This is a genomic window from Spirosoma sp. KCTC 42546, assembly GCF_006965485.1.
In the GTDB taxonomy this organism is placed as follows: Bacteria; Bacteroidota; Bacteroidia; order Cytophagales; family Spirosomataceae; genus Spirosoma.
On sequence record NZ_CP041360.1, the window covers coordinates 2,364,419 to 2,379,151 of the forward strand.

A 14,733-nucleotide genomic window follows, 5' to 3' on the forward strand; every position below is an offset into this window, starting at 1 on the left:
CCATACTGCCCATTTAGTGAAGCGCATTGAAAAACATATTTTCCTGCTATTAGCAGCATTAGCCGCAGGCTTGTCGGTCTTGTGCTTTCTCTTGCTGGAACAGAACGCGCCAGGGGCTACTGATGAGCAATATGTGAGTGCTGTTCAGCAACGGGTAAAAGAAGAAATGCAGGTCAGTAATGCTGATTTAGACAGTGTAGCTGGCTTATTACAGCGGAACCCCAAGCCAACGTTCACCAATCTATTTAAGCTTCCAACTCAATATCCTTATTTTGTATTTCAAAATAAACAACTAGTCTATTGGTCCGACTACCGGTTTATTCCAGAATTTGCACAGTTAACTTCTGCAACGACAACACCTAAACTGATTGATTTTGAGCAGGGACGTTATTTAGTTAGCCATAAACGTGTGGCCGTAGGAGCGGAATTGCTGGATGTTTTTTCACTAGTCAACATCTATCGGTATTATCACAGTAATAATGCCTATTTACAGTCGGGCTATAATCCAAATTTGTTTGCGCTTGATCCTCAGTCTATTACTGATAAACGACAACGCGCCTACCAGGCAATTTACGATAATACATCCGCTTTTCTGTTCTCGGTGGAACCTCCCAAGGTAGATGCCTATCGGAACCATTCTACCCCAGTCAATACAGTTATTCTGGCTTCGCTAGCTATGATTTTTCTGGGGATGTACGTCATGCAATTGATGTTTCGTCTAAAGAAGCAACATCAGTATGAATTGGGGTTTATTGGGCTGGCCGTTTACTTATTGCTATTGAGGGCCGTGATGCTCTATTTGGGTGTACCGTTTTTATTCATCGAAACGGATCTGTTTAATCCCAAGTATTATGCCTCGTCTGTTCTGGTACCATCTCTGGGGGACTTACTGCTCAATGCATTAGTGATTGCGATACTGGCATTCTACTGGGTCAGGTATTATTACCGTTCGAAAACCTATATGTTTTTGCTGCACCGACCTCAGTGGCTCAAACTGGTGCTATCGGTAAGCTGTGTTGTGATCAGCTATATGGTATTTTCGCTCTGTTACATTGAGCTAAACAATATTTACGAAAAGTCTCAGTTTACACTCGACATCACGCTTAACATCCACTTTTCGTTTTTAAAAGTTGTGTGCCTGGTGGTTTTTATTACCATATCGTGCATCTATTTCCTGGTGATCCATTTATTGGCTAGCCTTTTTTTGCGGTACAACCGGATTAATCATGTTGGCATTGGTCTCTTGCTTATTGTGGCAGGAACAGCGCTAGGTGGGGGAATTTGGCTTGTTCTGGGGGGGGCATTAGATCCTGTATTTCTCCTGAATGGCGTCTACTTCCTGCTCATTTACATTAGCCAATTGCCGAAAACCCTTTATACATTTCGGTACAAAACCTCAATATACCTATTCCTGGCAGCATTCATTTGTGCTGTAATGACATCTTATGTAGTTTATAATCAGGAAATTAGGAAGCAGCTAAATCATGAACAGGAGTTTGCCACACAACTCCTGGCCGAAAATGATGTATTTGGGGAATTCTTAATGAGTAAAGCGCAGGAGTCCATTCAAAAAGACGCTGAAATTGGGCGTGCTTTACAAACAGATACCTTATTGGTGCGGGAGCGTATTCAGCAACGGGTAAAAAGCCTTCACTTAGATAAGTACTTTGATAAATATGATATTGAAGTGTTTTCATTCCGGGCAAATGGGCGCCCACTCGACATAAGCCCGAATCCTATTTCATTTACAACCTTAACAAATCGGTACCGGAAGACCAACTATAAAACAGAATATCCAGGCGTATATTTTATAAATGAAGTTGATAATCAATTTGTTAAGCAATACGTTTGCTTTGTAGCTATTCGCCAGCCTAGCACTGTGTCAACAGTAAGCCGGCCCTTGAGTACCTCCTCGTCTGATACATTGGGGTATGTTGTCCTGGATCTCCGGCTGCGTAATGAACGGCCCAAAAGTGTTTATCCTGAATTATTGGTTGATACTAAGTTTACGCAGAACCCGGACACGCAAGAATATAGTTATGCGTTCTTTTCCGGTCCGGCATTAGGCCGTTCATCATTTGGGACGGCACAACATCGGCTGCTCTATAGTGGCCCTGGCAGTTATAATTATGATCGGAAGCTGGAGCTATCCATGCTCGATAATCCGGCGCTGTTTTCGACTGGAGTTGCCAGTAATCAATTTCAGCACGTTGCCCAGCGCGGGCAGGATGGGCGGATTGTGGTGGTATCATCACCGGAATATCCGTTCAGAAACATCTTTTCCAATTTCTCCTTTCTGTATTTATTATTGGTTATGACGGTTATCCTGGTCATTTTAGGGTATGCCATCAATTACCGCTTCTCCAAGTTTAATATTAACTACTCGACCCGGATTCAAATTCTGCTGAACCTGGCCTTTTTTCTGCCGTTGATATTTGTCATTCTTATCATCTTGGGGGTCATAAGTTCCAATTATGTTGATAATCAGAAAAATACATACATCAGCAACACGCGGAATATTGCTACGAACTTCCTGGCGTATTTAGATGAGCACCTCGATACAAAAAAGCGTAGTAAAGCATCCATGGAGGAGGAGTTGAGTAAAATTGCCCGCGACGCCGACATTGACATCAATCTGTTCGATACAAAAGGTCAGCTCTATACGTCCACGCGTCCACTCATCTATGAAAGCGGGTATCTTTCCAAACGAATTAACCCGGAGGCCTACATTCATATAATTGAGGACAAAGAGAATCAGATTTTGCTCGATGAGTCACTGGGAAGTAAGCAGTATAGAACAGCCTATGCCGGAATTAAATCGTATGATGGTCGATTGCTAGGTGTATTGAGTATTCCGTATTTCTATGCGCAACCTGAACTCGATCGGAAAATTATTGAGGTTATTGCTACCTCGCTCAGCATATTTACGGCGCTGTTTTTATTCTTCCTGATCCTGTCCTATTTCGCATCACACATGCTGACGAAACCCCTTCGGTTACTGACGCAGAAAATCAGGAAAACCAATTTAGAACTTCCCAATGATCCCTTACCCTGGCAATCTGACGACGAAATTGGTCTGCTGATTCGGGAATACAACCGAATGTTACTCAAACTGGAAGAGAGCAAGCTGGCACTGGCCCAAACCGAGAAGCAGTCGGCCTGGCGCGAAATGGCTAAACAAGTAGCTCACGAAATCAAGAACCCGCTTACACCCATGAAACTTACGTTGCAGCATTTGCAGCGGACGTTTCCAAATTCCAAAGATTCGTCGGCAGGAGCCAATGATCCGGCCCGTCGGATCATTTTGAGAACGTTTGATTCGTTGCTGGACCAGATTGATAACCTGAGCGATATTGCAACCTCGTTCTCCGAATTTGCGAAAATGCCTTTGCCCAAGAAGGAAGTTTTTGAAATGACGGGGGTGTTCAATAAAACAGCTGACTTGTATGCTGATGACAAGCGGATTATACTCCGGCGACAGGTAACGGATGGGCCAGTAATGGCGATGGGCGATCGGCAGCTAACGGGAAGCATGCTGACCAACCTGATTATCAATGCCATTCAGTCGGTTCCCCCCGATCGGAAGCCTGTTATTGATCTGAAGCTCTATACCAACAGCGATGCTGTTCAGATTGAAATTCACGACAATGGCGCTGGCATTCCGGAGGCCATTCAAAGCAAGGTTTTCCTGCCAAATTTTAGTACAAAACGGGGTGGGTCGGGTCTAGGGCTGGCTCTTGCTAAACGGGGGGTTGAGCATGCAGGAGGTACTATCTGGTTCGAAACCGTTGAAGGCGTTGGTACTTCATTCTTTGTATCACTCCCACTAGCGGGCGTTCCTGGACCATTAGTTGGCGAATCGGTTAATTATTGAAGTCAGTAAGTGGCTAATCAGCGAAAGCAGCAATTCAGCCTCTGCAACTTACTGACTCTACTTCAGGTATCAACTTATTCAATGGTAACGTGCTTCCAGTTTTCGCCCGATCGGATACGATTCAGTTGCGTATGCGTAATGCCAAACTGCTTTGCAATCATTTTTAGCCGGTTTTTATCATTAAGCAACAGCTTTTTAATGATTTTGACTTTGCTTTCAGTAAGCTTGTAATTGCGGGTTTGACGAGGTAGTTGGCGGTTTTTCAGGCTGGGGTTATTCCGATTGTGCTCAATCATTTCGTCTTTCGTTACCCAGCGCAGATTTGGATAGTAATTATTCTGCTTATCGTGATCGAGGTGAATAACGAAGGTCTGCTCAGGCTGATCGCGTTTAACGAAGTGTTCGGCTACTAATTTGTGGACGTACCGATTAAACGTTTTCCCTCCTGAACGAATGTTAAGGGACCGATAGCCCTGAATGACAGACCCTTTAATTGGTTTTCCGGCGGCATTGCCAGCTACACTACCAGCAGGCGTAGTAGGAGCAGATTGAAAACTGCGTAGCCTTCCATAATTTGAGACCTCATAGCGGGGAGGATTCTCAATTCCTTCAAACACAATTGGTGTCCACTTTTCATTCCAGAAGCTTTGGTTCCCTTTGGCATCCATGACCGAAGTAATTTTTAATGTTTTTGTTTAGCTGTGAAGTACAATTGAACAGGCCAAACTCAGTTAATGAGTGCTTAACAACCGTATGGCAAAATAGTTGTCAGTTTATTGATATATTGATTGTACTGCCCAGGTGAACCAGTAAAGTAGAATATTACCAGCATAAGCTATTGATACTGACCGGATTTTGCGCAGAAGTAACGTTAATCTTTGATAAATTTTTATCCAGAATACGTTACATCCCGAAACCGCTTGTATAGTAGATTGGTTAAGAATGTATGGGACTGTACGCCTAATGTGCATGCCTATGAGACAATGGAAGCACACACAAAGAAAACCTTGGTTGTTGGAGCCACCGAAAAGGCGGGTCGCTATGCAAATTTGGCCGCCTATAGTTTGCTTCGTCACGGCCACGAAATTGAACTGGTTGGCTTACGGGAAGGCCAGATTGAGGGAAATCCGATTCGAACAGGGCAGCCAGTGCTCGAAGATATCGATACCGTCACGATGTATGTTGGGCCACAAAACCAACCCAACTTATACGACTATATCAAAAGCCTGAAGCCCCGCCGGGTAATTTTCAATCCAGGTGCCGAAAATCCAGAATTTGAGAAACAGCTTCAGGCTGAAGGTATCCAACCCATTGAAGCCTGTACACTCGTCATGCTGTCGGTAGGAACGTATTAGTTAAATGGTGGAGTAGTTGTATTGGTGAAGTATGTGTGGTTGTGATTTTACTTTTAGCACTTACTCCACATACTTCACCAATACAACTACTTTACCATTTAATTAATGCAGATGCCCAGGTAAAACCGCTTCCGAAGGCCGCCAGGCAAACTAAATCACCGGGATTAATGCGCCCCTGTTCAAAGGCTTCGGTCAGGGCAATAGGAATAGAGGCCGCTGTAGTATTACCGTACTGATGAATATTATTAAATACTTTCTCTTCCGGTAAATTCATCTGCTGACGAACATAGTCCGAAATGCGGATATTTGCCTGATGCGGGACTAATAGGGCAAGATCGTCGGATTTATAGCCGTTTGCCTCAAGACTCTCGTTTATTACCTCCATGAACCGCACTACAGCGTGTTTAAAAACGGTATTACCATTCATCGTCACGTTATAGTTGCCATCGGTTAGCGTACTTTCGGTGAGCCAACGCCCTTCCCGACTGCTGCCCGGATCGCGCACATATAGTTCTTCGGCATAGCGCCCATCAGCGTGAAGGTGGGTAGATAAAACCCGGTGCTCAGGGTCTGTCGTGGCCTGTACAACGGCCGCTCCGGCACCATCACCGAAAATGACAGCAACTCCCCGGCCCGCATTACTTTTATCTAAAAATGTTGACTGGATTTCCGAGCCGACCACCAGAATGGTTTTATACATTCCCGTTTTAATGAACTGGTCGGCTATTGATAGCGCATATACAAAGCCCGAACACTGGTTCCGAATGTCGATTACTCCAATGCCTTCTAGCCCTAATTCGCGCTGCATCAGAAAGGCCGACCCAGGGAAATAGTAATCCGGTGTTATAGTTGCATAAACAATCAGGTCAACGTCTTTGGCCACCAGATTCGCCCGATCGAGCGCCATACGGGAGGCCGCCGTTGCCATACTGGCATTCGTATCTTTTCCGTGGGTAAAGTACCGACGTTGTTTAATACCCGTCCGTTCCTGTATCCAGGCATCGGAGGTGTCCATATACTGGGTGAGGTCATCGTTCGTAACAATGGTATCTGGAACGTAGAAACCTAACCCTTTAATACTTGAATAAATTGTATTCATTCGCAGTTAGCAAAATAGTGGGCAAAAATAGTACTTTTTATGGTGTAAATTCTCTCGAATAAACCATGGGTACTACTTATGCCGGAAAAAGACAACGGTTGTCTTTAGGCTGTGTGCAAATCGAATGAGTACTCTTCCATAATCAAATTCGCAAGCAATTGACGGCAGGCTGCATCGACGGTTGTCCGGGCCTGATCTTCGGTTTCCGCATCCACTTCGAGCCGGATATGCTTTCCAATACGAACATTGTCGATGGTGTCCATCTGAAGATTATGAAGTCCCAGTTTAACGGCTTTGCCCTGTGGATCCAGAATTTCCGAACGGGTCATAATGTTAATTTCAGCGATGTATTTCATTGTAAAGAGTGAACCGGAACGCCGGAGCGGAGTGAAAGAGTGGAAGAGCGAATTGGGGAGTGTATAGATTTCACTTTTTCGCTTCTTAGCTCTTTCGCTCTTTGGTAAAAAGTGAAAGAATAATGTAAAGTAGAATAATAAGCGGGATGGCTGCAAACTGCAAAAATAACAGGAGTAGTATAGATGCGATCAGAAAACTGTATTTAATCTGATTATCAGCCCAGCCAAACGACTTGAATTTGAGCGCAAAGAGAGGTATTTCTGTCACCATCATAAACGAGAAGGCAATCATCATACCCAGGCCAATATCGTTTTTCCAGATGGCATCGAACTGAGGCTGATAGCGTTCCATAAGCGGAAACGCAGCAATCAGCATTGTATTAGCGGGCACGGGTAAGCCAAGAAAAGATTCTGACTGGCGGGTATCGATGTTAAAATTCGCCAGGCGTAAAGCAGCCAGAATAGCAATCAGAAAAGCACCGTACGAAATTGAGCCGAGTCCCTGAAACCACCCAAGCTGAAAGACGATTGCAGCCGGTAAAACACCAAAGGTTACGACATCGGCCAATGAATCCAGTTCTTTCCCAAATGGGCCCGATACTTTCACTAACCGGGCTACGAAACCATCCCCAAAATCGAGAACAGCTGCAAGCATTATCAACCAGGAAGCTGTTTCCAGATGCCCACGTAAGGTCATGACCAATCCGATACAACCACACAGCAAATTGCCACAGGTCATAGCGTTAGGTAAGTGTTTGAAGAGAGATTTCAATTATAAATGATGAATTAATTATGAATTATAACTGATGAATTGCTTAGTAGAGATTTACAATTCATCATTTATAATTGTTTAACAAACGGATTTGTTCGCTTTTCGTGGCCAATGGTGGTTGGTTCCATATGACCGGCATATACTACATAGTCGTCAGGCAGTGTAAAAAACTGGGTTCGAATACTGTTTATGAGGTCGGCATGGTTACAATACGGAAAGTCCGTTCGGCCAACACTTCCCCTAAATAACACATCACCTCCAATCACGTACCGTTCTGCATGGTTTACAAAGGCTACATGCCCCGGCGCATGTCCTGGTACAAAGATGACATCTAAAACGGTATTGCCGAATCGAAACTGGTCACCTTCCTTGAGAAAGGCATCGATTTCGGAAGGTTCGTAGCCACGTAGGCCAAAGAGGGCGCAACGCGTTGGGACATCGTTATAGATGACCATATCCAGCTCGTTGAGGTAGGCTTTAACCCCGAATTTGCGCTTTATATAAGCAACACCAAAGACGTGATCGAGATGAGAGTGTGTGAGGAGTAGGTACTTAAGATTGAGTTTATGATCCGTTATGAATCGTGCCAGCGCTTCTTTTTCAACCTGTTCGTAGCAGCCGGGGTCAATGACAACAGCCTCGCCAGTCGCATCGTCGGAAATGACGTATGTATTTTCGTGAAACGGAGAAAACTCGAAAGCTTGAATCATGAACTAGTTGGTAAGTTTGGTAAGTCGATAAGTCAGTAAGTGGCTGACGCCTAAGTAATCTATATGCGTCAGCCACTTACTGACTTATCGACTTACCAACTAATTTCCTACAAAAGTAGAAACACTGTTGGTTTTTTACGTAAATCGGGGACCTGCGATTTCCATTCCCGGATAGTTAGTGTACGAATGAAGGCATCAGGTGCAGTGAGGTTGCTGGCTACGCACAAGCGTGTGTTTGGCTGACAATTGGCCAGTACATCCGCAAATAGTGCATCATTTCGGTAAGGGGTTTCCATGAAAATCTGGGTCTGTTGCCGCAGTTGCGCTTCTTTTTCAAGGTGCCGTACCGTACGAGCGCGGTCTTGCCGGTCAATGGGGAGGTATCCATGAAACACAAACGACTGCCCGCTCATGCCTGATCCCATTAGAGCAAGTAAAATAGACGATGGACCCACAAGTGGCTCTACTCGCCAACCCAACGCGTGTGCCATACCAACAACTACAGCCCCGGGATCGGCTACGCCTGGGCAACCCGCTTCCGACAATACACCTGCATTCCGTCTGCGTTCCGTTAACTCCTGAATCTGTCGGCGAGTGTCGGCAGGGGGAGTGTCTTTATCGAGGTCAAAAAACGTGGTTTCGTCAATAATACGTTCCGTTTTCAACCCGCTAATGAATCGTCGGGCCGTGCGGACGTTTTCGACAAAATACACGTCGGTTTTTTCAATGATCCCTTGTATATGAGCAGGCAACACCTGACCAGCGGTATCGTCGGCAAGTAAAGTAGGGATTAGGTAGAGGGTTGGCATAATATGTTTTAAACGCAAAGGGCGCTAAGGTAAGCGCAAGGTACGCAAGGAAAAGCTTAGCGCTCTTTGCGCTTACTTAGCGCCCTTTGCGTTTAAAAAAGCCATTAATGTCTCCACAAACTCAACTGGTTTTTCGGCTTGTACCCAGTGGCCTGCACCCTGAATGGTTTCGATTTGGGAATTTGGGAAAATACGTTTGATGGCCGGAATATCTTCATCTACAATATAAGGCGACTCGCTCCCCCGGATAAATAAGGTTGGATCCGTCACAACACTTGGGTTGGTCAGTTCCTCACCAATTCCATGCAGTTCGCGTTCGATGACGGGTATGTTAATACGCCAGTCAAATCCCCCCTGCTCGTTACGGTACAGGTTTTTAAGCAAAAACTGCCGTACTGGTACTATTGGCTCATATTGCTGTAAAATGGCATCTGCATCAGTGCGCCCTTTGATACCAGCTAAATCAATGGCTTTTAAACCGCGTAAAATTTCGGCATGGTGAATTGGGTAAAACTTAGGGGCAATATCGACCACAACGAGTCTTGCAAATGTGCCAGGATAGAGCATGGCATACTGCATTACCGTTTTTCCCCCCATCGAATGGCCAACCAGGTTAGGTGTACCCAGGTTTTGATCAATGAGAAACTCGCGCAGATCAGCTGCCATAGCCTGGTAATCCTGATCATTGGCACGGGGCGACTGACCATGATTACGCTGATCGAGGAGAAACACCCGGTAGCCTTGTGCGGCAATAGTTTTGCTGATGGTTAACCAGTTGTCGGAAGAACCAAACAGGCCGTGCAGAATAACGATGGCCGGACCGGTCTCGCCGGTTTGACGGAAGAATAATTTCATAGAATGGAGGAGGGGAGAAAGGGAGGAGGGGGACGAAAGGGTAGGGGCTACTTTCCTTTAGTCCCTTTCTTCTCCTTGCTTCCTTTTCTCCGATTAATTTACATACACCACTTTTTCCCGCTGTTCGACTAATGCACCGAACGATTGTAGGATAAACCCGTTTTCGGAGGCTACTCGTTCAAATTCTTCGGCGCTGTTGGGCTCAACGGCAATGAGCAGACCACCGGATGTTTGTGGATCAGCCAGAATATAGCGTTGCGTTTCGGTTAGTTCACTGATTTTATGCCCATAACTGTCCCAGTTGCGGACGGTACCGCCCGGAAAGCTTTTCTGGGCCAAATACTCCTCAATCATGGGCAGTTTAGGTACAGCATCGAACTCAATAACCGCGCTTAAACCCGATCCTTCGGCCATTTCTGTCAGGTGCCCTAGCAGACCAAACCCTGTTACGTCGGTTAATGCCTTCACGTAAGGCAGTTTGCCTAAAACGGCTCCAAAACGATTCAGTTGCGCCATTTGACTAGGCGCTGTGTTGGCATGTTCGGGTTTTAAAATCCCTTTCTTCTGAGCCGTTGTCAGAATTCCGACGCCAAGTGGTTTGGTCAGGTATAACTGGCAACCTTCAGTAGCTGTATTGTTTTGCTTGAGGTGGTCGATTCGAACTTTACCCGTTACGGCCAGCCCGAAAATTGGTTCGGGGGAGTCGATGCTATGGCCACCCGCCAGGGGTATACCTGCTTCGAGACAAATGGCCCGAGAGCCCTCGAGGACAAGACCCGCAACTTCGGGAGGGAGTTTATCCAGTGGCCAGCCCAAAATAGCAATCGCCATGATTGGTTCGCCCCCCATTGCGTAGATATCACTGATGGCATTTGCCGATGCAATCCGACCAAAGTCGAATGCATCATCGACAATTGGCATAAAAAAGTCGGTCGTACTAATAATCGCTTCGCCATTGCCCAGATCGAGTACGGCAGCATCGTCACGGGAATCGTTTCCGACCAGCAGGTTTTTGTAGAAAGGCTGAACAGACGTTTGATTGGAATGCAGAATCTGATCCAGGATTTTGGGCGAAATCTTGCAGCCGCAGCCCGCACCGTGGCTATATTGGGTGAGCTTGAAAGCTTGTGTGTCGGTTACTTGCATAAGAGGACAAAACTAAGATGTAAATGGCGTTGGGTAGCCAAAGCAGGTGGATATAATTACACATTTATTTACTGAATGACGATGTGTATAGGCGGAGCTATCTAAATGGTTCTCTGAGCTTAACAATATGGTAATGCCTAATATAGAACGTAAGCATTTTAAAATGATATTATTTGTAGAATTTTGTCTATTGTTTTCGGTATGGTGGTACTTTTTAAAGATGCCTTGCTTTTTTGCCTTAAAAAAAATAGCATATTTGTCATTAAATTGAGAAAACGTCTGATGGACGAACGTCTCATTACTTACTAACAAAACAAACACTTCTATGTCTAAAAAATTACTGCAATTTCGAGTGGCTTTCGTGCTAATCGGCAGTATGCTATTGGCGGTGCTCAGCGGGAGCATAGCGATGGCACAGGTAACCACAGCCGTCATTGATGGCCAGGTGACCGACGATAAAGGCGGGGTTCTGCCTGGCGCCACTATTGTCGCTATTCACCTGCCATCGGGTAGCCGCTATGGTACAACTACTAATGCATCTGGCCGTTACACGATTCCTGGCGTCCGTGTAGGTGGTCCTTTCAAAGTAACCGCTACGTTTGTTGGCTTTAAGGATCAGGTTGTAGACGGTGTCTTTACAAACCTGGGTACTTCGGCCGACGTAAGTTTTAAAATGGCTGATAACAGCACAGCCTTATCGGAAGTAGTTGTAACGAGCAATCGGAATGGTATTATTAGCTCGAATCGCACGGGTGCTGCTACCTCCTACGGTCGGGAAACGATCAATACAGTTCCAACGATTGGTCGTACATTGACTGACATTACCAAATACAATGCGTATGGTAATGGTCAATCATTTGGCGGTCAGGACCCTCGTTTCAATAACATCACGATTGATGGTGCAGTGTTTAACAACGGCTTCGGCCTGGGTTCGTCTGCTATCGCGGGTGGACGTACGGGTACAACGGCTGTTTCTTTAGATGCGTTAGACGAAATTCAGCTTAACGTTGCCCCATATGACGTTCGCCAGACTGGTTTTTCAGGTGCTGGTATCAACGCTGTAACCCGTTCTGGTACGAACGATTTTTCGGGATCGGTATATTATCTGTTCCAGAATAACAGCTTAGCTGGTAAAAAAGCTGATGGCCGGGATCTAGCCCCAGTAACTATTGATAAGAAAACATCTGGCTTCCGGTTAGGTGGACCAATCATTCCAAACAAGTTGTTCTTCTTTGTGAATGTAGAACAATTCAAGAGCAGCGTACCCGCTCTGGATTGGGTAGCTAGCCGACCAGGATCAACTGCCGGTAACGTATCGCGCGTAACAGCCGAAGATTTGGAAGATCTGAGCGCGTTCATGAAAACGAATTTCAATCGTGATCTAGGCGCTATCGATAACTTCAACAACCAGGTAAAAAGCACAAAAGGTTTAATTCGCCTGGATTGGAACATTAACGACAACAATAAACTGTCGGTGCGTTATTCTCACCATGATTCTAAGTCAGATCAGGCCATTAGCAACAGTAGCAGTAGCGGCACGGCTGGTAATGGTAACCGTACCGGTTATGCTTCTTCGGGTTATGCTGGTAACCTGGCGCTTTCTCCACAGAATACGGGCTATCAAATTGCTGATAACACCCGGTCTATTGCTGCTGAATTGAACTCTACATTTGGTGGTAAGTTTGCCAACAAACTGGTTGCTACTTATAACAAGCAGATTGAAGACCGGACGTATTTGACGGGCGTATTTCCAACCGTTGATATTCTGAAAGACGGAACTACCTATACTTCCATTGGTTTTGATCCGTTTACCCCGAATAACAAGTTGAATTACTCTACGCTGAACATTACTGATAACTTCAGCTATTTCGCTGGTAAGCACACGCTTACATTGGGCTTGTCCTACGAGAAATATACATCGAACAACGTATTCTTCCCAGCTTCGAACGGTGTATATGTGTATAACTCGATTGCCGATTTCAAAACGGCGGCCCTGGCTTCTATTAATAATCCAACGGCTACGACGTCACCAGTACCAGTACGGCAATATAACCTCCGTTACTCATTGGTACAAGGTGGTGGAGAGCCATTGCAAACTTTACACAGAAGTACCTACAGCGCTTATGTGCAGGATGAGTTTCAGATTAACCCAACCTTCAAACTGACGGCTGGTGTTCGGGCTGATATTTTCGCTTACGATAACTCAACGGCTGCTGCATTCAACAACCCAAAAGTAGCTGGCCTGACTTATAAAGACGAAAATGGTGCTAATTATTACCTCAATACGGGTGTTTTTCCAAAAGCTCGTCTATTGATATCTCCTCGTGTTGGTTTTAACTGGGATGTAAAAGGGGATAAAAAGACGCAAATTCGTGGAGGAAGTGGCTTATTTGTTTCGCGTATTCCCGAAGTATTGGTGTCGAATCAGTTGGGTAATAATGGAGTAAATACAGGCGTATTGACTAGACTAAATAGTACGACTATTGCCTCCGCTACTGATGTTCCCTTCGCTACTGATCCCAGCAAATTGCCTGCCGGTGTCTTGCCCGCGATCAATACTGATGTTACGAGTCTGAGCGGCTATGCTGTTAACGCAACAGATCCGAATCTGAAATATCCTGTGGTTTGGAAAACGAATATTGCTATTGACCAACGTCTGCCCTGGGGCTTGATTGGAACATTGGAAGTAATTTATAACAAGACAATCCAGGCTCTTCGGTATATTGATGCTAACTTACAATCGCCAACCAGCCAGCTTAGTGGTCCTGACACACGTGGTCGGTATCCTGCACTGGGCGTAACCGGTACAGCAGCGATCAACACAGCTCGTTATATCAACTACCCTACTAACACCAACGCGTTTGTGCTTAAAAACACAAAAGAAGGTAGTTCCTATACGTTCACGGCTAAACTTGAGAAACCAACAAGCCGAGGTTTTGGTGGTATGTTAGCCTATACATACGGTCTGTCGCGCGATTTGATGTCGGTTGGTAGTACTGTCGTTGGTAACACACCTACTGTGGCTGGTCAGAACTTCCTAACTACTTCGTTTGGTGATAATGACCTACGTCATCGGATTATCGGTTACCTGAACTATCGACTGAACTACGGTGGTAAGTTTGGTGGTTCGACTACCTTTACGTTGGGCATGCAATCGACTAGTGGTTATAAAGGATCGTACATCTATGGTAGTGACCTGAATGGTGACGGTCAAACAAACGACCTGATTTACGTTCCTAAAACAGCTTCTGAGTTGACATTCGCTCCACTAACAGTTGGTTCTGGAGCTTCTGCTGTAACGTATTCGGCTGAACAACAACAAGCAGCTTTCGATGCCTATATTGAGGGTAATGATTACCTTAAAACGCGTCGTGGTCAGTATGCTGAACGTAATGGTGGTTATGCTCCCTGGTTGACCCGCTTCGACTTCACTGTACTTCAAGAGTTCTACGTAGCAGTTGGATCGAAAGGAACAAAGCACACGATTCAATTCCGTGCCGATATTCTTAATGTTGGTAACTTGCTGAACAACAAATGGGGTGTAGGTTGGGTTTCGACAACGGCTAACCCATTGGCAATCGCTAGTGTTAGTGCAGCAGGTTTACCTACCTACCGGCTTGCTACGCAGAATTTGAACGGTCAAATAATTCTGCTGAAAGATTCGTGGGTTAAAAGCATCACGATCGATAACGTTTGGCAGGCTCAGCTTGGCGTTCGTTACTCGTTCTAATCCCATTAGTAATCGAATGAAAAATCC

General features: G+C 45.4%; 11 protein-coding genes. 3 read left to right on the plus strand and 8 right to left on the minus strand.

Annotated elements, in window-relative coordinates; genetic code table 11:
• The first annotated feature begins 16 nt into the window (after positions 1-16).
• Positions 17-3,874 carry a HAMP domain-containing sensor histidine kinase gene (locus EXU85_RS09540; protein ID WP_142771859.1) on the plus strand — a complete coding sequence of 1,286 codons (3,858 nt, stop codon included), beginning with the start codon at positions 17-19 and terminating at the stop codon, positions 3,872-3,874.
• A 74-nt stretch (positions 3,875-3,948) separates the two neighbouring features.
• On the opposite strand, the gene EXU85_RS09545 is transcribed toward EXU85_RS09540, so the two are convergent.
• Positions 3,949-4,542, minus strand: a complete 594-nt coding sequence (locus EXU85_RS09545) for an HNH endonuclease (protein ID WP_142771860.1) — start codon at positions 4,540-4,542, stop codon at positions 3,949-3,951.
• Positions 4,543-4,857: 315 nt separating this feature from the next.
• Between EXU85_RS09545 and EXU85_RS09550 the strand changes: the two genes are divergently transcribed.
• Complete coding sequence (locus tag EXU85_RS09550; RefSeq protein ID WP_142771861.1) at positions 4,858-5,229, plus strand: CoA-binding protein; 372 nt, start codon at positions 4,858-4,860, stop codon at positions 5,227-5,229.
• Positions 5,230-5,320: 91 nt separating this feature from the next.
• Here EXU85_RS09550 and EXU85_RS09555 read toward each other — a convergent pair whose 3' ends face one another.
• The 7 genes from EXU85_RS09555 to selD form a co-directional block, all read right to left on the minus strand.
• Positions 5,321-6,328, minus strand: coding sequence for a 3-oxoacyl-ACP synthase III family protein (locus EXU85_RS09555; protein ID WP_142771862.1), 1,008 nt, complete (start codon positions 6,326-6,328; stop codon positions 5,321-5,323).
• 104 nt (positions 6,329-6,432) lie between these two features.
• Complete coding sequence (gene purS, locus EXU85_RS09560; protein ID WP_142771863.1) at positions 6,433-6,684, minus strand: phosphoribosylformylglycinamidine synthase subunit PurS; 252 nt, start codon at positions 6,682-6,684, stop codon at positions 6,433-6,435.
• An 85-nt stretch (positions 6,685-6,769) separates the two neighbouring features.
• A complete protein-coding gene (gene pssA, locus EXU85_RS09565; protein ID WP_142771864.1) occupies positions 6,770-7,423 on the minus strand; it encodes a CDP-diacylglycerol--serine O-phosphatidyltransferase in 654 nt (217 codons plus the stop codon).
• Positions 7,424-7,524: 101 nt separating this feature from the next.
• Positions 7,525-8,166, minus strand: a complete 642-nt coding sequence (locus tag EXU85_RS09570) for an MBL fold metallo-hydrolase (protein WP_142771865.1) — start codon at positions 8,164-8,166, stop codon at positions 7,525-7,527.
• Positions 8,167-8,273: 107 nt separating this feature from the next.
• Positions 8,274-8,975, minus strand: coding sequence for an SAM-dependent methyltransferase (locus EXU85_RS09575; RefSeq protein WP_142771866.1), 702 nt, complete (start codon positions 8,973-8,975; stop codon positions 8,274-8,276).
• A gap of 72 nt (positions 8,976-9,047) precedes the next feature.
• Positions 9,048-9,830, minus strand: a complete 783-nt coding sequence (locus tag EXU85_RS09580) for an alpha/beta fold hydrolase (RefSeq protein ID WP_142771867.1) — start codon at positions 9,828-9,830, stop codon at positions 9,048-9,050.
• A gap of 93 nt (positions 9,831-9,923) precedes the next feature.
• A complete protein-coding gene (selD, locus tag EXU85_RS09585; protein ID WP_142771868.1) occupies positions 9,924-10,976 on the minus strand; it encodes a selenide, water dikinase SelD in 1,053 nt (350 codons plus the stop codon).
• A 325-nt stretch (positions 10,977-11,301) separates the two neighbouring features.
• On the opposite strand from selD, the gene EXU85_RS09590 reads away from it, so the two are divergent.
• Positions 11,302-14,706 (plus strand): carboxypeptidase regulatory-like domain-containing protein, encoded by a 3,405-nt coding sequence (locus EXU85_RS09590; protein WP_142771869.1) that lies wholly within the window; start codon positions 11,302-11,304, stop codon positions 14,704-14,706.
• The last annotated feature ends 27 nt before the right edge of the window (positions 14,707-14,733 follow it).